Origin of the sequence: Nocardioides sp. GCM10030259, assembly GCF_042666375.1 — a bacterium.
In the GTDB taxonomy this organism is placed as follows: Bacteria; Actinomycetota; Actinomycetes; order Propionibacteriales; family Nocardioidaceae; genus Nocardioides.
The window spans coordinates 78,108-104,815 of sequence record NZ_JBHTDF010000019.1 but is presented as its reverse complement, the minus strand read 5'-3'; the positions used below and the strand labels follow the sequence as shown (position 1 = coordinate 104,815).

General features: G+C 73.1%; 24 protein-coding genes and 1 riboswitch. Of the genes, 16 read left to right on the top strand and 8 right to left on the bottom strand.

Going from position 1 to position 26,708, the window contains the following annotated elements:
- Positions 1-43 precede the first annotated feature (43 nt).
- From gatC to ACFQQI_RS16805, 8 genes are all read left to right on the top strand, one after another.
- On the top strand, positions 44-343 hold the full coding sequence (gatC, locus tag ACFQQI_RS16840) for an Asp-tRNA(Asn)/Glu-tRNA(Gln) amidotransferase subunit GatC (protein WP_378565900.1): 300 nt from the start codon (positions 44-46) through the stop codon (positions 341-343).
- 62 nt (positions 344-405) lie between these two features.
- Entirely contained in the window at positions 406-1,881 is a 1,476-nt protein-coding gene (gene gatA / locus ACFQQI_RS16835) for an Asp-tRNA(Asn)/Glu-tRNA(Gln) amidotransferase subunit GatA (RefSeq protein ID WP_378565897.1), read from the top strand.
- Positions 1,878-3,371 (top strand): Asp-tRNA(Asn)/Glu-tRNA(Gln) amidotransferase subunit GatB, encoded by a 1,494-nt coding sequence (gene gatB / locus ACFQQI_RS16830; protein WP_378565894.1) that lies wholly within the window; start codon positions 1,878-1,880, stop codon positions 3,369-3,371. Before gatA ends, gatB begins: the two co-directional genes overlap by 4 nt.
- Before the next feature lie 47 nt (positions 3,372-3,418).
- Positions 3,419-3,541, top strand: a riboswitch (cobalamin riboswitch).
- A gap of 76 nt (positions 3,542-3,617) precedes the next feature.
- On the top strand, positions 3,618-4,664 hold the full coding sequence (locus ACFQQI_RS16825; protein WP_378565891.1) for a hypothetical protein: 1,047 nt from the start codon (positions 3,618-3,620) through the stop codon (positions 4,662-4,664).
- A gap of 4 nt (positions 4,665-4,668) precedes the next feature.
- Entirely contained in the window at positions 4,669-5,562 is an 894-nt protein-coding gene (locus tag ACFQQI_RS16820) for a hypothetical protein (RefSeq protein ID WP_378565888.1), read from the top strand.
- Positions 5,562-6,656: an energy-coupling factor transporter transmembrane component T gene (locus ACFQQI_RS16815; protein ID WP_378565885.1), complete on the top strand. Its 1,095-nt coding sequence runs from the start codon at positions 5,562-5,564 to the stop codon at positions 6,654-6,656. The genes ACFQQI_RS16820 and ACFQQI_RS16815 overlap by 1 nt, the downstream gene beginning before the upstream one ends.
- Entirely contained in the window at positions 6,653-8,215 is a 1,563-nt protein-coding gene (locus ACFQQI_RS16810) for an ABC transporter ATP-binding protein (RefSeq protein ID WP_378565882.1), read from the top strand. Before ACFQQI_RS16815 ends, ACFQQI_RS16810 begins: the two co-directional genes overlap by 4 nt.
- A gap of 67 nt (positions 8,216-8,282) precedes the next feature.
- Positions 8,283-9,083: an ECF transporter S component gene (locus ACFQQI_RS16805; protein WP_378565879.1), complete on the top strand. Its 801-nt coding sequence runs from the start codon at positions 8,283-8,285 to the stop codon at positions 9,081-9,083.
- On the opposite strand, the gene ACFQQI_RS16800 is transcribed toward ACFQQI_RS16805, so the two are convergent.
- Together ACFQQI_RS16800 and ACFQQI_RS16795 are read right to left on the bottom strand one after the other, a co-directional pair.
- The gene (locus ACFQQI_RS16800) at positions 9,070-10,221 is read right to left on the bottom strand and encodes a PQQ-dependent sugar dehydrogenase (RefSeq protein WP_378565876.1); all 1,152 of its coding nucleotides are present in this window, start codon (positions 10,219-10,221) and stop codon (positions 9,070-9,072) included. The genes ACFQQI_RS16805 and ACFQQI_RS16800 overlap by 14 nt on opposite strands.
- Before the next feature lie 400 nt (positions 10,222-10,621).
- Complete coding sequence (locus ACFQQI_RS16795; RefSeq protein WP_378565873.1) at positions 10,622-11,497, bottom strand: DMT family transporter; 876 nt, start codon at positions 11,495-11,497, stop codon at positions 10,622-10,624.
- Between the two features lie 47 nt (positions 11,498-11,544).
- Between ACFQQI_RS16795 and ACFQQI_RS16790 the strand changes: the two genes are divergently transcribed.
- Positions 11,545-12,633, top strand: a complete 1,089-nt coding sequence (locus tag ACFQQI_RS16790; protein ID WP_378565870.1) for a WD40/YVTN/BNR-like repeat-containing protein — start codon at positions 11,545-11,547, stop codon at positions 12,631-12,633.
- 25 nt (positions 12,634-12,658) lie between these two features.
- Entirely contained in the window at positions 12,659-13,123 is a 465-nt protein-coding gene (locus ACFQQI_RS16785; RefSeq protein ID WP_378565867.1) for an SRPBCC family protein, read from the top strand.
- On the opposite strand, the gene ACFQQI_RS16780 is transcribed toward ACFQQI_RS16785, so the two are convergent.
- Both ACFQQI_RS16780 and ACFQQI_RS16775 read right to left on the bottom strand, forming a co-directional pair.
- Positions 13,120-15,681: a glycoside hydrolase family 65 protein gene (locus ACFQQI_RS16780; RefSeq protein WP_378565864.1), complete on the bottom strand. Its 2,562-nt coding sequence runs from the start codon at positions 15,679-15,681 to the stop codon at positions 13,120-13,122. The genes ACFQQI_RS16785 and ACFQQI_RS16780 overlap by 4 nt on opposite strands.
- Complete coding sequence (locus ACFQQI_RS16775) at positions 15,678-16,412, bottom strand: HAD family hydrolase (protein ID WP_378566233.1); 735 nt, start codon at positions 16,410-16,412, stop codon at positions 15,678-15,680. Before ACFQQI_RS16775 ends, ACFQQI_RS16780 begins: the two co-directional genes overlap by 4 nt.
- A gap of 71 nt (positions 16,413-16,483) precedes the next feature.
- Between ACFQQI_RS16775 and ilvD the strand changes: the two genes are divergently transcribed.
- On the top strand, positions 16,484-18,178 hold the full coding sequence (ilvD, locus tag ACFQQI_RS16770; RefSeq protein WP_378565861.1) for a dihydroxy-acid dehydratase: 1,695 nt from the start codon (positions 16,484-16,486) through the stop codon (positions 18,176-18,178).
- Between the two features lie 2 nt (positions 18,179-18,180).
- The gene (locus ACFQQI_RS16765) at positions 18,181-19,128 is read left to right on the top strand and encodes a hypothetical protein (protein WP_378565858.1); all 948 of its coding nucleotides are present in this window, start codon (positions 18,181-18,183) and stop codon (positions 19,126-19,128) included.
- On the opposite strand, the gene ACFQQI_RS16760 is transcribed toward ACFQQI_RS16765, so the two are convergent.
- The gene (locus ACFQQI_RS16760; RefSeq protein WP_378565855.1) at positions 19,115-20,008 is read right to left on the bottom strand and encodes an aldose 1-epimerase family protein; all 894 of its coding nucleotides are present in this window, start codon (positions 20,006-20,008) and stop codon (positions 19,115-19,117) included. The genes ACFQQI_RS16765 and ACFQQI_RS16760 overlap by 14 nt on opposite strands.
- A 38-nt stretch (positions 20,009-20,046) precedes the next feature.
- Here ACFQQI_RS16760 and xylB point away from each other — a divergent pair, with 38 nt between their 5' ends.
- The 4 genes from xylB to ACFQQI_RS16740 are packed head-to-tail and all read left to right on the top strand — an operon-like array spanning position 20,047 to position 24,672.
- A complete protein-coding gene (gene xylB / locus ACFQQI_RS16755; protein ID WP_378565852.1) occupies positions 20,047-21,444 on the top strand; it encodes a xylulokinase in 1,398 nt (465 codons plus the stop codon).
- Entirely contained in the window at positions 21,441-22,646 is a 1,206-nt protein-coding gene (locus tag ACFQQI_RS16750) for a kynureninase (protein ID WP_378565849.1), read from the top strand. Before xylB ends, ACFQQI_RS16750 begins: the two co-directional genes overlap by 4 nt.
- Positions 22,647-22,650: 4 nt before the next feature.
- The gene (locus tag ACFQQI_RS16745; protein WP_378565846.1) at positions 22,651-23,658 is read left to right on the top strand and encodes a S66 peptidase family protein; all 1,008 of its coding nucleotides are present in this window, start codon (positions 22,651-22,653) and stop codon (positions 23,656-23,658) included.
- Between the two features lie 9 nt (positions 23,659-23,667).
- Positions 23,668-24,672 carry a beta-ketoacyl-ACP synthase III gene (locus tag ACFQQI_RS16740; RefSeq protein WP_378565843.1) on the top strand — a complete coding sequence of 335 codons (1,005 nt, stop codon included), beginning with the start codon at positions 23,668-23,670 and terminating at the stop codon, positions 24,670-24,672.
- 167 nt (positions 24,673-24,839) lie between these two features.
- Here ACFQQI_RS16740 and ACFQQI_RS16735 read toward each other — a convergent pair whose 3' ends face one another.
- Genes ACFQQI_RS16735 through ACFQQI_RS16725 form a run of 3 tightly spaced genes read right to left on the bottom strand, consistent with a single transcriptional unit; the run spans position 24,840 to position 26,598 of the window.
- Positions 24,840-25,187 (bottom strand): UBP-type zinc finger domain-containing protein, encoded by a 348-nt coding sequence (locus tag ACFQQI_RS16735; RefSeq protein ID WP_378565840.1) that lies wholly within the window; start codon positions 25,185-25,187, stop codon positions 24,840-24,842.
- A gap of 17 nt (positions 25,188-25,204) precedes the next feature.
- On the bottom strand, positions 25,205-25,855 hold the full coding sequence (locus ACFQQI_RS16730; protein ID WP_378565837.1) for a response regulator: 651 nt from the start codon (positions 25,853-25,855) through the stop codon (positions 25,205-25,207).
- Positions 25,856-25,887: 32 nt separating this feature from the next.
- Positions 25,888-26,598, bottom strand: a complete 711-nt coding sequence (locus tag ACFQQI_RS16725; RefSeq protein ID WP_378565834.1) for a hypothetical protein — start codon at positions 26,596-26,598, stop codon at positions 25,888-25,890.
- Positions 26,599-26,708 lie beyond the last annotated feature (110 nt).

Genomic DNA, 26,708 nt, shown 5'->3' with positions numbered 1-26,708 from the left:
GCCGGGGGAAACCCGGGTGACGACCTCTCCTAGGATTGGGCCCATGCCTGAAATCACCCGAGACGAGGTCGCGCACCTGGCGAACCTCGCCCGGATCGACCTGTCCGACGAGGAGCTCGACCACCTGGCGCCGCAGCTGTCGGTGATCCTCGAGTCGGTGGCCTCGATCAGCGGCGTCGCCGGTGACGACATCCCGCCGACCTCGCACGCCCTGCCGCTCACCAACGTCTTCCGCGAGGACGTCGTGACCCCGGGCCTGACGCCCGAGCAGGCGCTGTCGGGCGCTCCGGAGGTCGAGGAGCAGCGCTTCTCCGTCCCGCGGATCCTGGGGGACGAGCAGTGACCGCGCCGGGAGCGGAGCGACCTGCGCGGTTGCTGCGAGTTGATGCGGCCGGAATCGCCGGCATGCTGGCGCGGGGCGAGACGACGTCCGTTGAGATCACGACCGCGCATCTGCAACAGATCGCCGCGGTCGACGGACAGGTGCACGCGTTCCTGCACGTCGACGCGGAGGGCGCGCTGGCCCAGGCCGAGGCGTCCGACGCCCGCCGCGCCGCCGGCCAGACGCTCTCCGCGCTCGACGGCGTGCCGATCGCGGTCAAGGACGTGCTGGCCACCGAGGGCCTGCCGACGACGTGCGGCTCGAAGATCCTCGAGGGCTGGGTCCCGCCGTACGACGCGACCGTGGTGCGGCGCCTCCGGGAGGCCGGCCTGCCGATCCTCGGCAAGACCAACATGGACGAGTTCGCGATGGGCAGCTCGACCGAGCACTCGGCGTACGGCCCCACCCGCAACCCGTGGGACCTCGACCGGATCCCCGGCGGCTCCGGCGGCGGCTCGGCCGCGGCGGTCGCGGCGTTCGAGGCCCCGCTCGCGATCGGCACCGACACCGGCGGCTCGATCCGTCAGCCGGGCGCGGTGACGGGCACGGTCGGCATGAAGCCGACGTACGGCGGGGTGTCCCGCTACGGGCTCGTCGCGCTCGCCAACTCCCTCGACCAGGCCGGTCCGGTCACCCGGACCGTCCTCGACTCGGCACTGCTGCACGAGGTGATCGGCGGCCACGACCCGCTCGACTCGACCAGCATCGACCAGCCGCTGCCGGCGCTGGTCGCCGCCGCGAAGCAGGGCGCCTCCGGCGACCTGTCCGGCGTGCGGATCGGCGTCATCAAGGAGCTGGCCGGCGACGGCTGGCAGTCCGGCGTGATGACCCGCTTCCAGGAGTCCGTCGACCTGATGGTCAAGGCGGGGGCCGAGGTCGTCGAGGTGTCGTGCCCGACGTTCGTGCACGCGCTCGCGACGTACTACCTGATCCTGCCGGCGGAGGCCTCGAGCAACCTCGCCAAGTTCGACGCGATGCGCTACGGCCTGCGGGTCTGGCCCGAGGAGGGCGCCAGCGCCGAGGAGGTCATGCGCGCCACCCGCGACGCCGGCTTCGGTGACGAGGTCAAGCGCCGCATCATCCTCGGCACCTACGCGCTGTCGAGCGGCTACTACGACGCGTACTACGGTCAGGCCCAGAAGGTGCGCACGCTCATCACCCGCGACTTCGCCGCGGCGTTCGAGCAGGCCGACGTGCTGGTCTCGCCGACGGCGCCCACCACGGCGTTCAAGCTGGGCGAGAAGCTCGACGACCCGATCGCGATGTACCTCAACGACCTCGCGACCATCCCCGCCAACCTGTCCGGGGTGCCCGGCATCTCGGTGCCGAGCGGCCTCGCCGACGAGGACGGGCTGCCCACCGGCGTCCAGGTCCTCGCCCCGGCCCTGGCCGACGACCGCTGCTACCGGGTCGGCGCCGCCCTCGAGGCGCTGCTGCTCCAGCAGTGGCGCGGCCCGCTCCTCGAGAAGGCTCCCGCTCTGGAAGGGGCACGCGCATGACGGACACCCTGGTCGCCTTCGACGACGTCGTCGCGGCGTACGACCCGGCGCTGGGCCTCGAGGTCCACGTCGAGCTCAACACCGCTTCGAAGATGTTCTGCGGCTGCCCGACGGAGTTCGGTGCCGAGCCCAACACCCAGGTCTGCCCGACCTGCCTGGGCCTGCCGGGCGCCATGCCCGTCGTCAACGGCAAGGCCGTGGAGTCGGCGATCCGGATCGGGCTCGCGCTCAACTGCGACATCGCGGAGTGGTGCCGGTTCGCGCGGAAGAACTACTTCTACCCGGACATGCCGAAGAACTTCCAGACCTCGCAGTACGACGAGCCGATCTGCTTCAACGGCTGGATGGACGTGGACGTCGACGGCGAGACGTTCCGGGTCGAGATCGAGCGCGCCCACATGGAGGAGGACACCGGCAAGTCGCTGCACGTCGGCGGCGCCACCGGTCGCATCCACGGCGCCGACCACTCGCTCGTCGACTACAACCGTGCGGGCATCCCGCTCATCGAGATCGTCACCAAGCCGATCGTCGGCGCGGGCGCGAAGGCGCCCGACGTGGCGCGGGCGTACGTCGCGCAGCTGCGTGACCTCATCGTCGCCCTCGGGGTCTCCGACGCGCGCATGGACCAGGGCTCGATCCGCGCCGACGTCAACCTGTCGCTCTCGCCGAAGGACTCGGGAGTCCTCGGCACCCGCACCGAGACCAAGAACGTGAACTCGCTGCGCTCGGTCGAGCGCGCGGTGCGCTACGAGATGTCGCGACACGCGGCCGTGCTGGGCGGCGGCGAGCGGATCCTGCAGGAGACGCGGCACTGGCACGAGGACACCGGGGTCACCACGAGCGGTCGCGAGAAGTCCGACGCCGAGGACTACCGCTACTTCCCGGAGCCCGACCTGGTCCCGGTGGCGCCGACCCGTGAGTGGGTCGACGAGCTGCGCGGCACGCTGCCCGAGAACCCGACCGCCCGCCGCGCCCGGCTGCAGGCCGACTGGGGCTTCTCCGACCTCGAGATGCGCGACACGGTCGGCGCCGGTGCGGTGAACGTGATCGAGCAGACGATCGCCGCCGGCACCACCCCGCAGGCCGCCCGCAAGTGGTGGCTGGGCGAGCTCGCACGCCGCGCCAACGAGCAGGGCGTGCTGGTCGACGCGCTGCCGGTGACGCCGGTCGACGTGGCTCGGGTGCAGGCGCTCGTCGACGAGGGCAGCCTCAACGACAAGCTCGCCCGGCAGGTCTTCGACGGGCTCTTCGCCGGTGAGGGCACCCCCGACGAGGTCGTCGCCGCCCGCGGGCTCGCGATCGTCTCCGACGAGGGCGCCCTCTCCACGGCCGTCGACAACGCCATCGCCGCCAACCCCGACGTCGCCGACAAGATCCGCGACGGCAAGGTGGCGGCCGCCGGTGCCCTGATCGGGGCGGTCATGAAGGAGATGCGCGGCCAGGCCGACGCCGGTCGGGTGCGCGAGCTCATCCTCGAGAAGCTCTCCTGAGGCTGCGCGAGGGGCTCCCGCGACTGCGGGATATGCTGCTCGGGCACACACCAATGCACGCCCGTGGTGGGGGAAGCCGGTCCGAGTCCGGCGCTGACCCGCAACCGTAGGCCGTCCCGCAGCCGCGGGGCGAGCGAGCCGGAGCACCCGTCACGACGCGTCCTGATCACACGCTGTCGTGGAAAGCAGCGGGTGGCCGCCGGGACAGGGATCCGGGCCCCCGCATGAGCAGCGGGAAGGAACCCCATGACTCGCACACCTCGCCTCGCCGCGGCGTTCGTCTCCGGCGCGCTGGCGCTGGGTCTCGCCGTCGGCACGATGTCCGCCGCCTCGGCGGCGCCGGCCGACAAGTCGGCCGCCTGGCTGGCCAAGCAGCCCGAGAAGGGCGTCGTCTCCGTCACCTCCGACGGCTTCACCTTCGACGACTACGGCCTGACGGCCGACCTCGGCACGGCCCTGGCGGCGATCGGCGGCCAGAAGAAGACGATCCGGCAGGTCAACCGCGCGCTCCAGAAGAACGTCGACAGCTGGACCACTGGCGCCGACTTCGGCACCAAGGACGTCTACGCGGGCTCGGTCGCCAAGGCGCTGGTCTTCGCGCAGACGGTCGACGCCGACGCGAAGGACTTCGGCGGCGTGAACCTCGTCAAGCGGCTCGCTGGCCGGGTCAGCTCCGAGAAGGGCATCGTCGGCCGGATCCAGGACAAGACCGCCGACACCGACTACGCCAACGTCATCGGGCAGTCGTACGCCGCGGCCGGGCTCACCGAGGCCGGGTCGAAGAAGGCGCGGGCCGCGGTGCGCTTCCTGGTCACCCAGCAGTGCGCGCCGGGCTACTTCCGCCTGAACCTGGCAGACGCCGGTGCCGAGGACCAGACCTGCGACGGGGCGCGCAAGAAGGACCGGAAGGCCGACACCGACGCCACCGTCCTCGCCGTGCTCAACCTCCAGTCGATCGCCAAGCCGTCGGGTGCGGTCGAGGCCGCGACCGACGCCGCGGTCGCGTGGCTGGTGCAGCAGCAGAAGAGCGACGGGAGCCTCGGCGGCGGACCCGCCACCAAGGGCAGCAACAGCAACAGCACCGGCCTCGCCGCCGTCGCCCTCGCTCGGGCCGGCGAGTGCGACGCCGCGCAGGACGCCGCGACCTGGGTCAACGGGCTGCGCCGCGCCAACGGCGCGATCGCCTACGACGCGGCCGCCCGCAAGGCCGGCATCAGCAAGGCGACGCTGGGCCAGTGGGTGCGCGCGACCGCGCAGGCCGCGCCGGCGCTGCAGCACCTCGAGGGCTGCTGACCCGGTGGGTCGCACGGCACTGAGGCTCGTCGCCGCGGCGTTCGTCGCCGCGGCGACGGGCCTCGTGCTGCCCTCCGGGCCGGCCGCGGCCGAGACCTGCTCGAGCGCCGACGGCGCGAGCGTCGTGGTCGACTTCCACGAGCTCGGCGGCGGCGTGCAGAGCGCGTGCATCGCCGACGGTGGCGGGCGCACCGCCGCCTCGCTGTTCGCGGTGGCGGGCTTCGGGCTCGACTACGTGCAGCGCCAGCCAGGCTTCGTGTGCCGGGTGTCGGGGCAGCCGGCGTCGGACCCGTGCGTGAACACGCCTCCCGCCGATGCGTACTGGGCGCTCTACTGGTCCGACGGCACCTCCGGCCGCTGGGCCTACGCCACGAGCTCCGTCGGCTCGCAGACCGTCCCGGACGGCGGGTCCGTGGCGCTCTCCTGGACCGGCAGCTCCGCGAAGTCACTGCCCGGGACCGGTCCTGCGGTGCACCGGTCGGCGCCGACCGCCTCGTCCTCGCCGACCACGAAGCCCACCCCGAAGCCCACCCCGAAGCCCACCGCGAAGCCCACGAAGCGGCCCGCCCCGAAGCCGTCGGCGTCGCCGACCGCGACGCCGACGCCGGCGGAGACGGCGGTGCCGGAGAGCACCGAGAGCCCGCGCGCGAAGCCGTCGAAGAAGCCGAAGCCCACCCGGCAGCAGAGTGCCGCCCCGAGCCCGACCGAGACGCCGACCGAGACGCCGACCGAGACGCCGACCGAGACGCCGACCGAGACGCCGACCCCGGCGTCGTCCGAGCCGACCGAGCCCGACGACGGCGGGATGCCGACCTGGGTCGGTCCGGCCGTGGTGGCGGTGCTCTTCGCGGCCGGAGCTGCCGTCGCCGTCGTACGCCGGCGCAGGATCCCGGGCTGATGCCTCGCGACCTGCACCCGGTGGCCTGGTGGCTGTGGGCGCTGGGACTCGCGACGGCTGCGTCGTTCACCACGAACCCGCTGGTGCTGCTGATGCTGATCGGCGTGGCAGCGCTCGTGGTCTCGCTGCGCCGCTCGGACCAGCCGTGGGCGCGGTCGTTCCGGCTCTACGTCTGGCTCGGCGTGGCGATCATCGTGATCCGGGTGGCGTTCCGCGTGGTCTTCGGCGGCTGGTTCGGCGGCCGGGTGCTGCTCGACCTGCCCGCGATCCCGCTGCCCGACTGGGTCGCCGGCGTCACGCTGCTCGGGCCGCTCTACGCGCAGGCGCTGCTGTTCGCGCTGTACGACGGCCTGCGCCTGGCGACGATCGTGATCGCCGTGGGCGCGGCCAACTCGCTGGCCAACCCGAAGCGGCTGCTCCGCTCGGTGCCGCCCGCCCTGTACGAGATCGGCACGGCGCTCGTGGTCGCGGTGACGGTGCTGCCGCAGTTCGTCGAGAGCGTGCGGCGGGTGCGTGCGGCGCAGGCGCTGCGGGCGGGGGAGACCGGCCGCGTCGGTTGGCTGCGCCGGCTGCTCGTCCCGGTGCTCGAGGACGCCCTCGAGCGCTCGCTCGCCCTCGCGGCCGGCATGGACACCCGCGGCTACGGCCGCGCCGGCGGCGCCACCCCCGCGCAGCGCCGGGTGACCGGCACGCTGATGCTGGTCGGGCTGGTCGGCATCTGCGTCGGCACGTACGCCGTGCTCGACCGCACCGCGCCCCGGCTCCTCGCGCTGCCGATGCTCGGGCTCGGCGTCGCCGCGGCGGTCGCGGGGCTGCGCAGCGCCGGCCGCCGGGTCGAGCGGACGCGCTACCGCCCCGACCCGTGGCGCTGGCCCGAGGCCGCCGTCGTCGCCTCCGGTGTCGTGGTCGGTGCCCTCGGCTGGTGGATGAGCCGCTACCAGGTCTCCGTCGCCTACCCGGCCCTCGACGCGTTCCCGACCCTCAGCGCCGTCGCGCTCGTGATGGGCGGCATCGCCCTGGCCGGACCGCTCTGCACGCCGCCTCAGGCCCACCCGTCGGTCGCCGCACCCGCTCGCGAGGAGGTCGCCGCATGATCGAGCTGCGCGACATCCGCTTCGGGTACGACGAGGCGCCGGTGCTGACCGACGTCGACCTGGTCGTCGACGAGGGCGAGCTGGTGCTGGTCTCCGGGCCGACCGGAGTCGGGAAGTCGACGCTGCTCGGCATCGTGACCGGCCTGGTCCCCCGCTTCTCGGGCGGCACGCTCGACGGCGACGTGCTTCTCGACGGCGCGAGCATCGTGCGCACGCCGCCGCGCGAGCGCGCGCACGCGATCGGGTACGTCGGGCAGAACCCCGCGGCGGGCTTCGTCACCGACACCGTCGAGGAGGAGCTCGCCTACGGCATGGAGCAGCTCGGGCTGCCGCCGGAGACCATGCGGCGCCGGGTCGAGGAGACCCTCGACCTGCTCGGCATCGCCGACCTGCGCCACCGCGACCTGCGCACGCTGTCGGGGGGCCAGCAGCAGCGGGTGGCGATCGGTTCGGTGCTCACCATGCACCCCCGCCTGCTCGTGCTCGACGAGCCGACCTCCGCGCTCGACCCGACCGCGGCGGAGGAGGTGCTCGCCACGCTCACCCGGCTGGTCCACGACCTCGGCGTCTCGGTGCTGCTGGCCGAGCATCGGCTCGAGCGGGTGGTTCCGTTCGTCGACCGGATGTGCCTGCTCACCGGCGACGGCCGGGTGACCGTCGGCGAGCCCGGGGAGCTCCTGGTCACCTCGCCGGTCGTGCCGCCGATCGTCGAGCTCGGCCGCGCGGCCGGCTGGGACCCGCTGCCGCTCAGCGTCCGCGACGCCCGCCGACGGGCCCGTGGGCTCCACCTCGCCGCTCCGCCGGTGAGCCTCGATTCCGCGGCGACGCCCGCCGCCGTCGTACGCCGCCTCGACGTCGTGCACGGCCACACCGTCGCCGTGCGCTCGCTCGACCTCGAGGTCGGCAGCGGCCGGGTCACCGCGCTGATGGGCCGCAACGGGTCGGGCAAGTCGTCCCTGCTGTGGGCGGTGCAGGGCAGCGGACGGCGTACGTCGGGCCGCGTCGACGTCGACGGCAGCGACCCGGCCGACCTCGCCGCCGCCGAGCGCCGGGCGCTCGTGGGCCTGGTGCCCCAGAACGCCGCCGACCTGCTCTACCTCGAGACCGTCGACGAGGAGTGCTCCGCCGCCGACGGCGGCAGCGGCGCCTGCCGGTCGCTGCTCGACCGGCTGGTGCCCGGCATCCCCGGCGACCAGCACCCGCGTGACCTGTCGGAGGGGCAGCGGCTCGCGCTGGCGCTGGCGCTGGTGCTGGTGTCGCGGCCCCGGCTGCTGCTGCTGGACGAGCCGACGCGCGGGCTCGACTACGCCGCCAAGCACGTGCTGGCCGGGATCCTCCGCGGCCTGGCCGGCGACGGGCACGCGGTGCTGGTCGCGACGCACGACGTGGAGTTCGTGGCGCAGGCCGCCGACGACGTCGTCGTGCTGGCCGAGGGCGAGGTCGTGTCGTCGGGGCCGGTGCGCCGGGTGGTCGCCGAGTCGCCCGCCTTCGCCCCGCAGGTCACCAAGGTGCTCGGCGCGCCGTGGCTGCGCGTCGACGAGGTGGTGGCGGCACTGTGACCACCCCACGCAATCGCGGGTTTCCCCCGCTCCGCTCCTCCACCCCACGATTCCGCGGGGACCCCGGATGAGCGCGGCCGTCCGCATCTCCCCGCGCTCGGTCGTCGTGCTCGGCGTCGCGTCGTTCGCCGGGCTGATGATGCTGTGCTGGCCGCTGCTGCTGCGGGCGGGCGCGGGGGAGCGGGTCGACCCGCCGTTCGTCTTCCTCGCGCTGCTGCCGGTGGTGATCGCCGTGGTGCTCGCCGAGCTCAACGAGGGCGGCCTCGACCCGCGGGTGCTGGCGATCCTCGGCGTGCTCAGCGCGGCCGGCGCGATCCTGCGCGGCGTCTCGCCTGGGACGGCCGGCGTCGAGCTCACGTTCTTCCTGCTGGTCCTCGGCGGACGGGTGTTCGGGCCCGGCTTCGGGTTCGTGCTCGGCTGCACCACGCTGTTCGCGTCCGCGCTGATGACCGCCGGTGTCGGGCCATGGCTGCCCTACCAGATGCTGTGCGCGGCCTGGGTCGGCATGGGCGCTGGGCTGCTGCCGCGCCGGCTCGGCGGCCGCGCCGAGATCGCGATGCTCGCGGCGTACGCCGTGGCGGCGTCGTACCTCTACGGGCTCTTCATGAACCTCTCCGGCTGGCCCTTCCTCGCCGGCATCGTCGTGCAGGGCCACGAGGGGTCGCTCTCGTACGTGCCGGGCGCGCCGGTGGTCGACAACCTGCACACGTTCCTCGTCTACACGCTGCTGACCTCGACCGGCAGCTGGGACACCATGCGCGCGGTCACCACCGCCGTGGCGATCGTGGTCCTCGGGCCGGCGATCCTGGCCACGCTGCGGCGCGCGGCCCGGCGCGCGACCGTGACCGGGGTCGTCACGGGCGGATGACGAGGATCCGGTCGTCCTCCGCGGCTGGGTCGCCACGACCGTCGCGGTTGCTGGTCGACACCCAGAGGTTGCCGTCGGGCGCGACCACGACCGTGCGCATCCGGCCGTAGTCGCCGACGAAGAAGTCCGTCGGGTCGCTCGCGCGGTCGCCGTCGGTCGCGATCCGCCACAGCCGCTCACCGCGCAGCGAGGCGAGCCAGAGGTGGCCGTCGAGGTAGGCCAGCCCGGACGGCGACGCCTCGTCGGTGCTCCACACGACCTGCGGGTCGACCAGCCCCTCGCCGCCGCCCTTGCCCTCGACCATCGGCCAGCCGTAGTTGCTGCCGGCCTCGATCAGGTTCAGCTCGTCGAAGGCGCTGGCGCCGAACTCCGACGCCCACAGCCGCCCGTCGGCGTCGAAGGCGAGCCCCTGCACGTTGCGGTGCCCGTAGGACCAGACCGCCGAGCGCGGGAACGGGTTGTCGGGCGCCGGCCGGCCGTCGACCGTGATCCGCAGGATCTTGCCGCCGGCGGAGCTCCGGTCCTGGGCGAGCTCGGGCTCGCCGGTCTCGCCGGTGGAGGCGTAGAGGTACCCGTCGGGACCGAACGCCAGCCGGCCGCCGTCGTGGATGTGTCCCTGCGGGATCCCGGAGAAGATCACCTGCTGCGGGCCGAGGCGGCCGTCGCGCAGCGGCGCCTTCACGATGCGGTTGTCGTCGTCGGTGCTGAAGTAGAAGTAGAGCATCCGGTCGCGGTCGAACGACGGTGACACGGCGACGCCGAGCAGCCCTGCCTCGCCGCCGACGTCACCGAGTCCCTCGGCACCGGAGACGCTGCCGACCTCCTGCACGTCGTACGACGGCGCCTCGAGCAGCAGCACCCGCGTGCTGTCCCGCTCGGTGACGACCGCGTCGCCGTTGGGCAGGAACGCGATGCCCCACGGCGTCGCGAGTCCCGTCGCGACGGTGTCGACCACCTTCGGCGGCCCGGGGTTGCCCTCGGGGCTCTCCGACGGCGGGATGCTCGGCGGCTCGCTCGACGGGCTCTCCGTGGGCGCCGTCGTGGCGCCTTCGCTCGGCTGGTCGTCGCCGTCGTCCCCGCAGGCCGCGAGACCGAGCACGGCGATCACCACCACGCTGGCCGCGGCGACGCGTCTCATGGGGAGACCCTACGCGGCCCGGGCCAAGCCCACCGGGCCACCGGGAAGGTGGCGCCCGGTGGGCTCAGCCGTGCGCAGCGCGGGCTGCGACCCCCGGTGCCCGTTCCTGGCGGAGGCCTGCCAGGAAGTCCTCGACGTCGTCGAGCTCCGCACGCCGTTGTGCGAGGGCTGTGGAGGCGATCATGGCGTTCCGCCGGGAACGCTGCTGGGACTCCACGGGCCATCTCCGCGCCGCGCCCACTGCGCGGGAGAGCGGACGGGCGACACGGCCCGGTATCACGTGCATCGTGGCTTCCCCTGGTGTCCCGACTGATGAGGTGCGCTCCACGCTAGGACGGCGTGTTCCGCCTCGGGTCAACGTCGTGTGACGGTTGCGTGAACTCGAGTCCGGGCGCGGCGGTCAGTCGGGAGCAGGGGCGACCGTGCGCGACGACCGCGTGGCGCCGACGGACGCGATGATGATGCAGACCATCGCCAGCCACTGCTCGAGGCTGAGGTACTCCTCGAGCACGAGGATGCCGGCGAGGGCGGCGGCGGCTGGCTCCAGGCTCATCAGGATCGAGAACACCGACGGCCGGATGGTGCGGAGGGCGACCATCTCGCAGCTGTAGGGGATGACCGACGACAGCAGCCCGACGGCGGCGCCGATCAGCAGGATGCGCGGGTCGAGGAGGTCGGCGCCGCCGGTGCCGACGGCGGCGGGCGTGAGCAGCAGCGTGGCGAACACGGAGGCGACCGCGAGGCCGTCGATGCCGGGCCAGCGGCGGCCGGTCTGCGCGCTGAGGAGGATGTACGCCGCCCACATCGCGCCCGCCAGCAGCGCGAAGAGGACGCCGGCGAGGCCAACCGACCCGCTGTCGCCGGCGAGACCGAGGACGGCGACGCCGATCGCGGCGAGCGCGACCCACAGCAGGTCCCGCAGCCGCCGCGAGCCGACGACCGCGAGCGTCAGCGGGCCGAGGAACTCGAGCGTGACGGCGACGCCGAGCGGGATGCGCAGGAAGGACTGGTAGATCGCCCAGTTCATGATGCCCAGCGAGGCCCCGAGCGCGATCGCCGCCAGCCAGTCGGCCCGCGACTTCCCGCGGAGCACGGGCCGGGCGATGAGCGTCAGGACGACCGCGCTGGTCACGAGCCGCAGCCACACGATCGCGGTCGGCGAGACCTCGTCGAACAGCGACTTCGCGAACCCGGCGCCGAACTGGACCGAGAGGATGCCGATCAGCACCAGCCAGACCGGCGAGACCACCCGGAGCGATGAGTTCCGTCTGGTCACCGGGTCAATCTAGACGGCAGAGTAGATCCAGCGGAGCGGAGGGTGAGATGGCGAAGCAGACGATCCTTATGGTCGGGACCCGCAAGGGGCTGTGGCTCGGCACGTCCGACGGGGCGAGGGCCGACTGGGAGTTCACGGGCCCGCACTTCGACATGGAGGAGGTCTACTCCTGCATGGTCGACAAGCGCGGTGATCGACCACGGCTGCTGGCCGGGTCGTCGTCGAGCTGGACCGGCCCCCAGGTCTGGCGCTCGGACGACCTGGGCGCCGACTGGCAGGAGACCCCCAACGGCGCCGTGCGCTTCCCCGAGGACGCCGGCGTCACGGTCGAGCGGATCTGGCAGCTGGTGCCCGGGTGCGAGGACGACGTCGTGTACGCCGGGACCGAGCCCGGTGCTGTCTGGAAGTCGGTCGACCGCGGCGAGACGTTCGAGCTCGAGCGCGCGCTGTGGGAGCACCCGCACCGTCCGGAGTGGGGTGCCGGTTTCGGCGGCCAGGCCTTCCACACCGTGCTGCCGCACCCGAACGACCCGCTCAGCATCACCGCCGCGATCAGCACGGGCGGCGTCTACCAGACCGGCGACGGCGGTCAGAGCTGGCAGCCGCGCAACCAGGGGATCTGTGCCGTCTTCCTGCCCGAGGGCGAGCAGTACCCCGAGTTCGGCCAGTGCGTGCACAAGGTGACCCGCCACCCGGCCCGGCCCGAGCGCATGTACCTGCAGAACCACGGCGGCGTCTACCGCTCCGACGACCACGGCAAGTCGTGGACCTCGATCGCCGACGGCCTGCCCGCCGAGTTCGGGTTCCCGATCGTCGTACACCCCAACGAGCCCGACACCGTCTACGTCTTCCCCCTCAGCGACAGCGCCGGGCGATACCCGACCGACGCCAAGGCGCGGGTGTGGCGCTCGCGCGACGCCGGCGAGACCTGGGAGGAGCTCGGCGACGGCCTGCCCGACTCCTTCTACGTCGCGGTCATGCGCGACGCGATGTGCACCGACGACCACGACACCCCCGGCATCTACTTCGGCGCCCGCAACGGCGCCGTCTGGGCGTCCGCCGACGAGGGCGACACCTGGAGCGAGATCGTCAACGACCTGCCCGACGTGATGTGCGTGCGGGCGGCAGCCATCTGACCACCAACCTCGACCGGGAGGCCGCATGGGCAGCTACGAGGTGGTCCGCGGGACGACGACCGCGGCCGAGCCAGCGCGGGTGCACGCGCTGATCGACGACTTCCACGCCTGGCGCGAGTGGTCGCCGTGGGAGGACGTCGACCCCGACCTCCACCGCACCTACAGCGGACCCGACCGCGGCGTCGGCGCCCGCTACGCGTGGAGCGGCAACCGCAAGGCCGGCCAGGGGAGCATGGAGATCACCGGCTCCGCGCCGGAGCGGATCGACGTGGAGCTGATCTTCATGAAGCCGTTCTCGGCGACCAACGCGGTGACCTTCGAGCTCACCCCCGACGGCAGCGGCGGCACCGCCGTCGAGTGGCGGATGCGGGGCGAGCAGAAGGGCTTCTGGGGCTTCATCGGCCGCTTCATGAACATGGACAAGCTCGTCGGCCGCGACTTCGAGAAGGGGCTCGCCCGGCTCAAGGTCGCCGCCGAGAAGCCGGCCTAGACGGGAGGCATCGGCAGGTCCGGCTGGTACGCCGGGATCTCGCCGGTGTGCTCCATGTCCTCGGGCGGCTGGATCGGCTCGGGGACGCCGGCGGTGATGGTGCTGCCGTCGGCGCGCGTTCCGCCGATGACCGGGTGGTCGCCGAGCAGGCCGTCGATGCGGTCGCCCTGGTCGGGGAGCGGTACGACGATCGGCGCGCCGGCCGCGACGTCGTACGGCGTGCCGCGAACGCTGATCGGGATCTTGCCGTCGCCGTCGACGATCGAGAAGCGCACCTCGTCCTGGGTCAGCTCGACCAGCATCCGGTTGCCGCGCCAGCTGAGCCGGTACGCCAGCGACGGCCAGTCCTGCGGCAGTCGCGGGTTGAACGACAGCTCGCCGCGGTGGTCGCGCATGCCGCCGAAGCCGTGCACGAGCGCGCTCCACACGCCGCCGGCCGACGCGACGTGCAGGCCGTCGACCGTGTTGTGGTGGAGGTCGGCGAGGTCGACGTACAGCGACTGGTGGAAGTAGTCGAGCGCCGCCTCGTGGTAGCCGACCTCCGCGGCGATCACCGACTGCACGACCGCCGACAGCGTGGAGTCGCCGGTGGTGATGGGGTCGTAGTACTCGAAGTCGGCACGCTTCTCCTCGAGCGTGAACCGGTCGCCCTGGAGGAAGAGCGCCAGCACGACGTCGGCCTGCTTGAGCACCTGGAACCGGTAGATCACCAGCGGGTGGTAGTGCAGCAGCAGCGGCCGCGTCTCCGGCGGCGTGCGGGAGAGGTCCCACACCTCGCGGTCGAGGAAGAAGTCGTCCTGCGGGTGGATGCCGAGACCCTCGTCGAACGGGATCGTCATCCCGTCGGCGCAGCGCTGCCACTCCGCGATCTCGTCGTCGGCGATGCCGAGCCGTGCCGCGACCCGCACCCAGCCCTCCGGGTCGCGGGTGCGGATCCGGTGGGTGGCGACCGAGGCCTGCTCGAGGTTGAACCGGGCCATCACGTTGGTGAACAGGTTGTTGTTGACGACGGTGGTGTACTCGTCGGGCCCGGTGACGCCGTGGATGTGGAACGTCGGCTCGCCGTTGCTGCGCCAGAACCCGAGCTCGGCCCACATCCGGGCGGTCTCGACGAGGATGTCGATGCCCTCGCGGACCAGGAAGCCGCGGTCGTCGGTCGCCCGCACGTACTTCATCAGCGCGAAGGCCACGTCGGCGTCGATGTGCACCTGCGCCGAGCCCGCCGCGTAGTACGCCGACGCCTCCTCGCCGTTGATCGTGCGCCACGGGTAGAGCGCGCCCGTCTGCGCCATCTCGCGCGCCCGGTCGCGCGCGGCCGGGAGCATCACCGACCGGAAGTGCAGCGCGTTGCGCGCGACGTCGGGCGAGGTGTAGGTGAGGAACGGCAGGACGTAGACCTCGCTGTCCCAGAAGTAGTGCCCCTCGTAGCCCGAGCCGGTCACGCCCTTCGCCGGGATGCCGATGCCGTCGATGCGCGCGGTGGCCTGCGCCAGCGAGAACAGGTTGAAGCGGATCGCCTGCTGCATCGCGCGGTGCTGCGGGGTCGGCGTCGCGATCTCGACGTCAGCCGCGGCCCAGAAGTCGGCGTACCACTGCCGCTGGTCGGCGAGGTAGTGCGCGACGCCGTAGCGGGCGGCCCGGTCGAGGGTGCGGTCGCAGCGGTCCGACAGCTCGCGGACGGGTACGCCGCGCGAGGAGTGGTAGCTGACGAGCTTCTCGATCCGCGTCGTGGTGCCCTCGGTCGCATCGATCCGGTAGACCATCTTGGCCTGGTCCTCGTCGGCGCGCGCGACGATCTCGTGGACGTCGGTGGTGGTCAGCACGTGGTCGGTGGCGACCGCGATCGTCATCCCCGAGTTGGCGCACTGGTAGCCCAGCATCATCCGGTCCTCGGTCGCATAGTGCAGGCGCGGCTCGAGCACGCGCTCGGCGAACGCCGCGGCCTTGCGCGGGTCGACGTGCTCGACGGCGGTCGTGCTGCGGCCGTGGTACTCGTCCCGCCCGTCCTGCCGGTTGAGGATCTGCGACGAGACGACGATCGGCGCCTCGCCGCGGAGCATCGTCACCTCGAGCGTCATCAGCGCGAGGTGGCGCTGGGTCATCGAGACCATGCGGGTCGTGTCGACCTGCACGAGCTTGCCGGCGGGCGTGCGCCAGATCAGGCTGCGGCGCAGCACGCCGTCGCGGAAGTCGAGGCACCGCTCGTAGTGCTCGAGGTCGGACGTGCCGAACGTGAGCGGCTCGTCGTCGACGTACAGCTTGAGGACCTTGGTGTCGGGGACGTTGACGATCGTCTGCCCGGTGCGCGCGAAGCCGAACGCCGCCTCCGCGTGCCGGATCTCCCAGGTCTCGTGGAAGCCGTTGACGTAGGTGCCGTTGGAGAAGGACGGGCGGCCCTCCTCGGAGTTGCCGCGCAGCCCGAGATAGCCGTTCGCGACCGTGAACAGGGTCTCGGTCAGCCCCAGGTCGGCGGGGTTGTAGCCGGTCTCGACCAGGCTCCACTCGTCGACCGGGAAGCGGCCCCGGTCGAGCGGGTCCGGTCCGCAGTGGCGGCTCATGCCGCGTCTCCCGGGACCAGGTCGGCCAGGTCGGGCACGACGACGTCGGCGCCGGCCGCGGTCAGCTGCTCGACGCCGGCGCCGCGGTCGACCCCGACCACCAGGCCGAACGCGCCGGCCTTGCCGGCGCGCACGCCGGAGAGCGCGTCCTCGAGCACGACCGAGCGGGAGGCGGGCGCACCGAGCACCTCGGCTGCGTGCACGAACGTGTCGGGGGCCGGCTTGCCCGGCAGGCCGAGCTCGTGCGCGACGGTGCCGCTCACGACGGTGCCGAACCGGTCGCTGAGGCCCGCAGCCTCGAGCACCGCGGGGGCGTTCGCCGACGACGACACCACGCCGAGCGGCAGGCCGAGGCCGCGCAGGTGATCGAGCAGCAGCACCGAGCCGGGGTACGCCGCGACGCCGTCGCGCGCGAGCACCTCGTTGAACGCGTCGTTCTTCCGGTTGCCCAGGCCGCAGACGGTCTCGGCCGAGGCCGGGTCGTCGGGGGTGCCCTCGGGCAGGTCGATGCCGCGCGAGCCGAGGAAGTCGCGGACCCCGTCGTAGCGCGGCTTGCCGTCGACGTGGGCGAAGTAGTCCTCGTCGGTGTACGACGAGCGGTCGCCCGGCCCGTCGTACGCCTCGAGGAAGCGGTTGAACATCTCCGACCACGCGCGCATGTGGACCTCGGCCGTCGGAGTGATCACTCCGTCGAGGTCGAACAGCACCGCGTCGTACTCAGCCCAGATCACAGTCACGGCAGGATGCTTCCCAGATCACGGTCACATCAAAATGCTAGAGGTTGTCGGCCTAGGCTTTGCGCATGACCGATTCCCGGCCTGCCCCCGACATCAAGCCCCGCTCCCGCGACGTCACCGACGGCCTCGAGCGGGCCGCCGCCCGAGGCATGCTCCGGGCGGTAGGCATGGGGGACGACGACTGGGAGAAGCCGCAGGTCGGCGTCGCGTCGAGCTGGAACGAGATCACGCCCTGCAACCTGTCGCTCGACCGGCTGGCGAAGGCCGTGAAGAACGGCGTGCACGCCGCCGGTGGCTACCCGCTCGAGTTCGGCACGATCTCCGTCTCCGACGGCATCTCGATGGGCCACGAGGGCATGCACTTCTCGCTGGTCTCCCGCGAGGTGATCGCCGACTCCGTCGAGACCGTGATGATGGCCGAGCGCCTCGACGGCTCGGTGCTGCTCGCCGGGTGCGACAAGTCGCTGCCCGGCATGCTGATGGCGGCCGCGCGCCTCGACCTGTCGAGCGTCTTCCTGTACGCCGGGTCGATCATGCCCGGCCAGGTCGACGGCAACGACGTCACGATCATCGACGCCTTCGAGGCCGTCGGCGCCTGCCTGGCGGGCAAGATCAGCCGCGACGAGGTCGACCGTATCGAGCGCGCGATCTGCCCGGGCGAGGGCGCCTGCGGCGGCATGTACACCGCCAACACGATGGCCGCCGTCGCCGAGGCGATCGGCATGTCACTGCCCGGCTCGGCCGCGCCGCCGGCCGTCGACCGGCGCCGTGACGGCTTCGCCCACCGCTCCGGCGAGGCGGTCGTCAACCTGCTGCGCCAGGGCATCACCGCGCGCCAGATCATGACCAAGCCGGCGTTCGAGAACGCCATCGCCGTCGTGATGGCGCTCGGCGGCTCGACGAACGCCGTCCTGCACCTGCTGGCGATGGCGCGCGAGGCCGACGTCGACCTGACCCTCGACGACTTCAACCGGGTCGGCGACAAGGTGCCGCACCTCGGCGACCTCAAGCCGTTCGGCCGCTACGTGATGAACGACGTCGACAAGATCGGCGGCATCCCGGTCGTGATGAAGGCACTGCTCGACGCCGGCCTGATGCACGGCGACGCCCTCACCGTCACGGGCCGGACGATGGCCGAGAACCTCGAAGAGCTCGCCCCGCCGAGCCTCGACGACGACGTGCTGCGCAAGATCGACCGCCCGATCCACGCGACCGGCGGCCTCACGATCCTCAAGGGCTCGCTCGCCCCCGAGGGTGCCGTCGTCAAGAGCGCAGGCTTCGACGAGTCGGTCTTCACCGGTACGGCGCGGGTCTTCGACGGTGAGCGCGCCGCGATGGACGCTCTCGAGCAGGGCAGGATCCAGCCCCGCGACGTGGTCGTCATCCGCTACGAGGGCCCCAAGGGCGGCCCGGGCATGCGCGAGATGCTCGCGATCACCGGTGCGATCAAGGGCGCCGGGCTCGGCAAGGACGTGCTGCTGATCACCGATGGCCGCTTCTCCGGCGGTACGACGGGCCTCTGCGTCGGCCACATCGCTCCCGAGGCCGTGGATGCCGGCCCGATCGCGTTCCTGCGCGACGGCGACAAGATCACCCTCGACGTGGCCAACCGGCTGCTCGACGTCGAGATCGCCGACGAGGCGGAGTGGGAGCAGCGCAAGGTCGGGTGGGAGCCCAACCCGCCGAAGTACACCCGCGGCGTCCTCGGCAAGTACGCCAAGGTCGTGCAGTCCGCCGCGCACGGCGCGATCACCAGCTGAGGGTGGAGGCCCTACCCGACCGGCGCGGACCGGTGCTGTGCGCGGTCGCGCTGGCGCTGCTGACGCTGCTCGTGGTCGCCTGGGCCGCCGGCCGCGGCGGCGCCGGGTCCCCGGCCGCCGTCGAGCTCGTCGAGACCCCGGAACGTGCGTCGCGGGTCGAACCGGTCGAGCTCCCGGGAGGCGGGACGCGGATCTTCACCCGCAACCGGTTCCTGGTCGCCTACTACGGCACCGGCCAGACGCCGGCGCTCGGCGTGCTGGGTGAGAGCGACCCCGACACGATGGACCGGCGGCTGCACCGCGCCGCCGCGCCGTTCCAGCGCCCGGGCGTGCGGATCCAGCACGTCTACGAGCTGATCGTGACGATCGCCGACGCGTCGCCGGGGCCTGACGGCGACTACAGCCACGACATCCCGCGGTCGGTCGTGCAGGGCTACATCGACGCCGCCCACCGCAACGACGCGCTGCTGCTGCTCGACATCCAGCCCGGCCGGTCCGGCTTCCTCGAGACCGCCCAGCGGTGGGAGTGGGCGCTGCGCGACCCGTGGGTCGGCCTGGCGCTCGACCCGGAGTGGCGGATGGGCCCGCGGGAGGTCCCCGGCCGCACCACCGGCCAGGTCGGCGCCCGCGAGGTCAACAAGACCTCGGCCTGGCTCGCGACGCTGGCCAAGGACCACGGGCTGCCCGAGAAGCTCTTCGTGCTCCACCAGTTCCGCACCGACATGATCCCCGAGATCGCCGGGGTCCGGCCGCGGGCGTTCCTCGCGATGGTCCAGCACGTCGACGGCTTCGGCACCCGCGGGCAGAAGCTCGCGACGTACCACCACGTCGCCCGCCCGCGGCAGTTCACGATGGGCTTCAAGCTGTTCTACGACGAGGACGTGCGCCGGATGGGGCCGCGCGAGGTGCACGCCATCCGACCGAAGGTGCGGTTCGTCAGCTTCCAGTGATCGTGCACGACACCGTGTGGGTCGCGCCGGGCTCGAGGACGACGAGGTCGAGGCCGGACCGGAAGGCGTCCGGCGGCGCGGTCGTCGGCTCGACCGCGAGCGCCTCGCGGGCACCCCACGGCAGCGGGTCGCCGGTGAAGAGGTGCAGCCAGCCGTAGCCCTCGCCGACGGTCAGCCGCACCTCGCGCCCGCTGTCGGGGTCGGCGAGCACGGCCGTCGACCCGGCGGGCACGCCGCCGAACGGGTGGTCGAGCACGAGGTCGCCGATCCGGCGCGGCTCCCGGAAGTCGTACGCCGTGCCGTCCACGGGCTGCGTGGACGACGGCAGGCCGCGGTCGTCCATCTCGCACCACGTGTCGGCCGGCAGGGTCAGCGCGCACTCGTCGATGCGGCGGCCGACGGTCAGGTAGGGGTGCATCCCGGTGCCGTACGGCGCGGCCGCGTCGCCGACGTTCGTCGCGGTCAGCCGGGTCGTCAGGCCGTCGTCGCCGAGGGCGTACTCGACCTCCAGGTCGAGCGACCAGGGATAGCCCACCTGCGCGGCCAGCTCGTGGCGCAACACCACCCGCTCCGCTGTCTGCTCGGAGACGGTCCACGACACCCAGTGCGCGAGGCCGTGCAGCGCGTTGCGCCGGTTCGGCTCGGAGAGCGCGAGCTGGTGGTGCGCGCCGCCGAACTCGTACGCGCCGTCGCCGACCCGGTTCGGCCACGGCATCAGCACCGCCCCTCGGAAGTTGGCGCAGATCTGCCCCTCCGGCGTGCCCGCGACGAGGTCCAGCCCGTCGCGGGTCAGCGTGCGCAGGCACGCTCCGACGGCGACGACCTCGGCCTCGTAGGGGCCGTGGGAGAGGGAGAGCGGGAGTCCCGCGGTGGCGCGCACGGAGCACACCTTGGCACAGCAGTAGTTAGGGTTCGCTCGTGCCACTCGTCGCGGGGGTCGACTCCTCCACCCAGTCCTGCAAGGTCGTCGTCTGCGACGCGGAGAGCGGCGAGCTCGTCCGCAGCGGATCGGCGTCTCACCCCGACGGGACCGAGGTCCCGCCCGAGGCCTGGTGGGACGCCCTCCAGGCCGCGATCGCGGCGGCGGGCGGGATCGACGACGTCGAGGCGGTCGCGGTCGGCGGCCAGCAGCACGGCATGGTCTGCCTCGACGAGTCCGGCACCGTCGTTCGGCCGGCGCTGCTGTGGAACGACACCCGGTCGGCGCAGGCCGCCCTCGACCTGATCGACGAGCTGGGCGGTCCGCAGCCCTGGGTCGACGCGGTCGGCCTGGTGCCGGTCGCGTCGTTCACCGTCACCAAGCTGCGCTGGCTGCGCGACCACGAGCCCGACAACGCACGTCGTACGGCGGCCGTGTGCCTGCCCCACGACTACCTGACCTGGCGGCTGGCAGGTTCGCCTGCGCTGGACGCGCTGGTCACCGACCGCGGCGATGCGAGCGGCACCGGCTACTGGTCGCCGCTGACCGAGGACTACCGGCGCGACCTGCTCGAGCTCGGCCTCGGCCACGACGCGATCGTGCCCCGGGTGCTGGGGCCGGCCGAGGCGGGTCCGTCGACCCCGGCCGGCGCCGTCCTCGGTCCCGGCACCGGCGACAACGCCGGCGCCGCGCTCGGCCTGGGCGCCGTCGCGGGCGACGTCGTCGTCTCGATCGGCACGTCGGGCGTCGCGTGCGCCGTCGCCGACCGACCGGTCGGCGACGTGAGCGGCGCGGTGGCGGGGTTCGCCGACGCGACCGGCCGCTACCTCCCGCTGGTCGCCACGCTCAACGCGGCGCGGGTGCTCGACGCCGCTGCCCGGATGCTCGGCGTCTCCCACGCGGAGCTCTCCGAGCTCGCGCTCTCGGCACCCGCCGGTGCCGGCGGCCTCGCGCTGGTGCCCTATCTCGAGGGCGAGCGCACCCCCAACAAGCCCGACGCCACCGGCGCGATCCACGGCCTGCGGCTCGAGACCGCCACCCCGGAGTACCTCGCCCGCGCGGCGGTCGAAGGCATGATCTGCGGCCTCGCCGACGCGGTCGACGCCGTCCGCGCGCTCGGCACGCCGGTCGAGCGGATCATCCTCGTCGGCGGCGCCGCGCGGTCGCAGGCCGTGCGCGAGATCGCGTCGGCGGTGCTCGGGCTGCCGGTGTCGGTGCCCGAGCCGGGGGAGTACGTCGCACGCGGCGCCGCCCGCCAGGCCGCGTGGGTCCTCTCCGGTGGCACCCAGCCTCCGGCGTGGCCGCTCTCCGGGGTCGTCGAGACGCACGCCGAGCCGACGCCGTCGGTGCGGGAGCGGTACGCCGAGGTGCGCGACCTGACGGCTGCCCGCCCATGACCCACGGGCTGGACGCGGCCGACCCGCTGGCGTCGTACCGCGACCGCTTCGTCGGCGCCGAGACCTCGCTCGTCTACTTCGACGGCAACTCGCTCGGGCGGCCGCTGAAGGAGACGGGTCCGCGGCTGGCGCGGTTCGTCGAGGAGGAGTGGGGCGGGCGCCTGATCCGTGCGTGGGACGAGCGCTGGCTGGAGCTCCCGCAGCGGATCGGCGACGACCTCGGCCGCGTCGCGCTCGGCGCGGCGCCGGGGCAGGCGACGATCGGCGACTCGACGACCGTGCTGCTCTACAAGCTGATGCGGGCGGCCGTCGCCGCCCGGCCGGGCCGCACCGAGATCGTCATCGACCGCGACAACTTCCCGACCGACCGCTACGTCGCCGCGGGCGTCGCCGAGGAGTGCGGGCTCACGCTGCGCTGGATCGACGTCGACCCGGACGCCGGCGTCACGCCGGAGCTGCTGTCGGAGGCCGTGGGTGCGCAGACCGCGCTGGTGGTGCTGTCCCAGGTCTCCTACCGGTCGGCGTGGATCGCGGACGCGCCCGAGCTGACCCGGATCGCCCACGACGCCGGCGCGCTGGTGCTCTGGGACCTCTGCCACTCCGCCGGCGCCGTACCGCTCGCGCTGGACGAGTGGGACCTCGACCTCGCCGTCGGCTGCACCTACAAGTACCTCAACGGCGGGCCCGGCTCGCCGGCCTTCTGCTACGTCGCCGCCCGGCTGCTGGACGAGCTGGCCCAGCCGATCCAGGGCTGGCTCGGCGCGGTCGACCCGTTCCTCATGGGGCCGACGTACGCGCCCGCTCCCGGCATCCGCCGCTTCCAGTCCGGCACCCCGCCGATCCTCGGCATGCTCGCGATGCAGGACATGCTCGCGCTCATCGAGGAGGCCGGCATCGCCGCCGTGCGCGAGAAGTCCATGGCGCTCACGACGTACGCCGTCGACCTCGCCGACGAGCTGCTCGCCCCGGCGGGTGTCGCGCTCGGCTCGCCGCGCGATCCCGCCGTGCGCGGTGGGCACGTGACCCTCAACCACCCGCTGATGCGCGAGGTCACCGCCGCACTGTGGGAGCGCGACGTGATCCCCGACTACCGCGACCCCGGCGGCCTCCGCCTCGGGCTGTCGCCGCTGTCGACGTCGTTCGCCGAGGTCGAGCGCGGCGTGGAACTCGTTCGCGAGACGCTGGACGGCCTGACAGCCTGAGCGCATGCGCTTCCCGCCACCTCTCGCCTCGGGCGACCTGATCGCCGTCACCGCCCCGTCGAGCGGGGTCGGGCCGGACGCGCGGCCACGGCTCGAGTTCGCCCTGCAGTGGCTGCGCGACCGCGGCTTCGAGGTCGTCGTGGGTGAGTGCATGTCGGGAGACGAGGTCCGCTCCGCGCCGGCCGCGCAGCGGGCCGCCGAGCTCGTCGACCTCCTCTGCGACCCGAAGGTCGCCGCGGTGGTGCCGCCCTTCGGAGGGGAGCTCGCGATCGACCTTCTCGACGTCCTCGACTGGGACCGACTCGCGGCGGCGGAGCCCACGTGGCTCGTCGGCTGGAGCGATATCTCCACGCTGCTCGTGCCGCTGACGACAAGGCTGGGCTGGGCGAACCTGCACGGCTGGAACCTCATGGACACGCCGCTCGCCGCACCCGACGGCCTCCTGCACTGGACCGACGTCCTGGCCACGACCGGCGAGATCGCGCAGCGCAGCCCCGGGCGCACCCGCGTCGGCTGGGGCGACTTCCTGGTGCCCGACACCATCGAGATGACGCTCGACCGTGAGACGGACTGGGTCGTGCTCGGCGGCGGCGACGTCGAGGTCTCCGGGCGGTTGATCGGCGGCTGCCTCGAGGTGCTGTCACCGCTCGCGGGCACGCCGTACGCCGACATCCCGTCCTTCGGCCGCAAGCACGCCGACGAGGGACTCCTCGTGTACGTCGAGGCGTGCGAGCAGGGCGCCTATGACATCTGCCGGATCCTCCACGGACTCCGGATGGCGGGCTGGTTCGAGCACGCGAACGCCGTGCTCGTCGGCCGCACTCCGGCCCCCGACGCGCCCGACCTCACCCAGCTCGAGGCGGTCGAGGAGACGCTCGGCGGGCTCGGGGTGCCGGTGATCGCGCAGATGGACATCGGCCACACGCAGCCGTTCCTGCCGCTCGTCAACGGCGCGCTCGGGCGCGTGGTCGTGCGCGACGGCGTCCGGGAGGTCATCCAGACACGCGCGTAGTCTTCGCCTGTGACGAAGATCAACCAGCGGTCCGGTGCTCCGGCGACCGCGATGCTCGGCCTCGGTGTGCACCGCCCGGAGCGCATCGTGACCAACGACGAGCTCTGCGAGGTGCTGGACTCCAGCGACGAGTGGATCCGAACGCGCTCGGGCATCAGGACCCGGCGGTACGCCGCGGAGGGCGAGTCCCTGCTCGACATGGCGACGATCGCGGCCGAGCGGGCGCTGAAGTCGTCCGGGGTGGCCGCGGGCGACCTCGGCACGATCATCTTCGCGACGTCCACCCACGTCCAGCACACCCCGGCCGCGGCACCCCTGCTCGCGGACCGGCTGGGCTCCCGCGCGGCGGCGTTCGACGTCTCGGCCGGGTGCGCCGGCTTCTGCCACTCGCTTTCGGTCGCCTCGGACCTGGTCCGCGGCGGCAACGCGGGCCACGTCCTGGTCGTGGGCGCCGAGCGGCTCAGCACGTTCATGGACCGGACCGACCGCGGGACGGCGTTCATCTTCGCCGACGGCGCCGGCGCTGCCGTGGTCGGTCCGGCCCAGGATGCCGGGATCGGCCCGGTGGCGTGGGGTTCCGACGGCTCGCAGTCGCACGTCATCACCCAGTCGATGCGCTGCGACGAGCTCGACCAGGACCACCCGCTGGTGGTGCAGATGGAGGGCACTCAGGTCTTCCGGTGGGCGCCGTTCGCGATGGCCGACGTCGCCCGCGAGGCCGTCGCCGGGGCGGGCCTCGAGCTCGCCGACCTGGACGCGTTCATCCCGCACCAGGCGAACCTCCGGATCACCGAGACCCTGGCTCGCAACCTGAAGCTCCCCGAGGGCATCGCCGTCGCCCGCGACGTCCAGGATTCCGGCAACACCTCGGCCGCTTCGGTGCCGCTGGCGATCGAGGCGATGGTGCGCGACGGCGACGCGAAGCCGGGCGACACCGCCCTGCTGATCGCGTTCGGCGCGGGCCTCAGCTACGCCGGTCAGGTCGTGACGATCCCGCCGGTCGAGCTCGACTAGCAGCTAGTGTCGCGCGTCAGAAGTTCTTGTGCGCTTCGCGCACCCATGGCACGCACTCTGCTGCGTTGCCGAAGCTCGCGAGACGAGCGGGTATGGCGTCGCTCCGGCGCCTTGCAGCGCACGCACCCTGAGCACGCCAACCGTTCAACAACTTTCGACGCACAACACTAGTGGATGTGGTCGCGCCAGTCGTCGGGCACGCGATCGGCGGGGCCCGGCGTCGGCTGGTCCTCGGGGTGGGCGAGCGGCGCCGCGAGCTCCGGCCCGAGGAAGCCCTTGTCGGCCACGTAGTCCCAGAACCAGTCCTCGCCCGGCTCGTAGGTGCGGATCACCGGGTGCCCGGTCGTCCGCCAGTGGGCCGTGGCGTGCTGGGACGGTGACGTGTCGCAGCAGCCGACGTGGCCGCACTGCGCGCAGCGGCGCAGGTGGACCCACCAGCCGCCGCTCTCCTCGCACTCGACGCAGCCCGGCCCGCTCGGCGGCACGGTCGCGTCGACTCCCTCAGGCTCGGTCATGGGTCGACCGTAGCGCCTCAGTCGCCGCCCAACCCCTCGTCGCGCGCCCGGATCATGGCCTGTGCGCGGTCGGGCACGCCGAGCTTGGTGAGCACGTTGGAGACGTGGTTGCGGACGGTCTTGGGGGAGAGGACCATCCGGCGCGCGATCGTGGCGTTGTCGTAGCCGCGGGCGAGCAGGTCGAGCACCTCGCGCTCGCGGTCGGAGAGCTCGGGGAAGGGCACCCGCACCGCCGTACGGCCGGAGGTCAGCGTCGCCATGGCGCGGGCGGCGACCTGGGGACCGAGGATGGCCTCGCCGTTCGCGACTGCGCGGATGCCGCGCTCGACCTCGGCGGGGGAGGCGCTCTTGAGCAGGTAGCCGCGGGCGCCGGCCCGCATGGCCGCCACGACGGACTCGTCGTCCTCGTCCATCGTGATCACCAGTACGGCGAGGCCGGGCCGCGCGCGCACCAGGTCGCGCGTGGTCTCGATGCCGGAGTCGTCGCCGAGGTGCAGGTCCATCAGCACCACGTCGACGGAGTCGTCGACGCGCTCCCGCGCGCCGATCGCGTCCTCGGCCTGCGCGACCACCTCGATACCGTCCAGCGACCCGAGGAGGCCGACCATCCCGAGCCGGAAGACGGGGTGGTCGTCGACCACGGCGACCCGGATCGCGCGCTCAGCCATGGGTCACCACGAGTGGGAGGGTAGCGCCGCGGTCAGGAAGCGGGCCGCATCCGGCGGTCGCCGAACGCGAAGCCCAGCCCGAGGACGAGCAGCAGGACCGGACCGGTGAAGCCGGCCATGTACTGGAGCGGGGAGATCCCGAAGAGCAGCGTGATGCCGCCCAGCAGCGTGGCGACCCAGCCGAGCCAGCGCGGCGCGGCCGCGTGCCGCAGGGCCGCGACCGCGACGGCGACGCCGGTGACCCCGGCGCCGACCCACAGCCACGCCACGGTGCCGATCCAGTGGCCGACCATGGCTCCGAACTCGGGGTCGAGCTTCATGCCGTCGGCCGTGACGCCGAAGACGATCTCGGTGGTGAACGCCGCGCCCATCAGCCCGGCGACCGAGGTCAGCATCAGGCCGCCGGCGGCGACGTCGGGCAGCAGGCTCCCGGCGGGCGCCTGGGCGCGCAGCCGGCGCCGGAGGCCGGCCGCGAAGACCAGGAGCAGCAGCGCGGCCCCGGTCATCGTGAGGTGGACGGCGAGGATCTGGCCGACGAGGTCGCCGAGCCGGTCGGTGATCCGCTGGGCGTCGCCGGCGTACTTCTCGTCGTAGACGGCGTCGACCTGCAGCGACGCCTGCATGCCGACGATGCCCAGCAGGCCCGCGGCGGCGCCGACGAAGGCCCAGCCCCGGCTGGCGGTGGGCAGGACGCGGCGCGGGCGCGGGTCGAGCTCCTCGCGGTGGTCGTGGGTAGTGGTCACGGCGGTCTGCTCCTCAGGTCGGGGACGACGACGCCGCAAGGCTCGGTCACCCGGCGTCCCGGCCGCGAGGGCAGCGCGTCCCGACTTCCCGGGAGGTGTGCCATGGTGGG

Bases quoted from the DNA above. Each gene is read 5' to 3' on its own strand.
- ACFQQI_RS16805 (WP_378565879.1), top strand. From the start codon at position 8,283: ATGAGCGCGGCCGTCCGCATCTCCCCGCGCTCGGTCGTCGTGCTCGGC.
- ACFQQI_RS16735 (WP_378565840.1), bottom strand. From the start codon at position 25,187: ATGACCGAGCCTGAGGGAGTCGACGCGACCGTGCCGCCGAGCGGGCCG.
- gatB (WP_378565894.1), top strand. From the start codon at position 1,878: ATGACGGACACCCTGGTCGCCTTCGACGACGTCGTCGCGGCGTACGAC.
- ACFQQI_RS16800 (WP_378565876.1), bottom strand. From the start codon at position 10,221: ATGAGACGCGTCGCCGCGGCCAGCGTGGTGGTGATCGCCGTGCTCGGT.
- ACFQQI_RS16815 (WP_378565885.1), top strand. From the start codon at position 5,562: ATGCCTCGCGACCTGCACCCGGTGGCCTGGTGGCTGTGGGCGCTGGGA.
- ACFQQI_RS16825 (WP_378565891.1), top strand. From the start codon at position 3,618: ATGACTCGCACACCTCGCCTCGCCGCGGCGTTCGTCTCCGGCGCGCTG.
- ACFQQI_RS16810 (WP_378565882.1), top strand. From the start codon at position 6,653: ATGATCGAGCTGCGCGACATCCGCTTCGGGTACGACGAGGCGCCGGTG.
- ACFQQI_RS16785 (WP_378565867.1), top strand. From the start codon at position 12,659: ATGGGCAGCTACGAGGTGGTCCGCGGGACGACGACCGCGGCCGAGCCA.
- gatA (WP_378565897.1), top strand. From the start codon at position 406: ATGCTGGCGCGGGGCGAGACGACGTCCGTTGAGATCACGACCGCGCAT.
- ACFQQI_RS16730 (WP_378565837.1), bottom strand. From the start codon at position 25,855: ATGGCTGAGCGCGCGATCCGGGTCGCCGTGGTCGACGACCACCCCGTC.
- ilvD (WP_378565861.1), top strand. From the start codon at position 16,484: ATGACCGATTCCCGGCCTGCCCCCGACATCAAGCCCCGCTCCCGCGAC.
- ACFQQI_RS16745 (WP_378565846.1), top strand. From the start codon at position 22,651: ATGCGCTTCCCGCCACCTCTCGCCTCGGGCGACCTGATCGCCGTCACC.
- ACFQQI_RS16780 (WP_378565864.1), bottom strand. From the start codon at position 15,681: ATGAGCCGCCACTGCGGACCGGACCCGCTCGACCGGGGCCGCTTCCCG.
- ACFQQI_RS16790 (WP_378565870.1), top strand. From the start codon at position 11,545: ATGGCGAAGCAGACGATCCTTATGGTCGGGACCCGCAAGGGGCTGTGG.
- gatC (WP_378565900.1), top strand. From the start codon at position 44: ATGCCTGAAATCACCCGAGACGAGGTCGCGCACCTGGCGAACCTCGCC.
- ACFQQI_RS16750 (WP_378565849.1), top strand. From the start codon at position 21,441: ATGACCCACGGGCTGGACGCGGCCGACCCGCTGGCGTCGTACCGCGAC.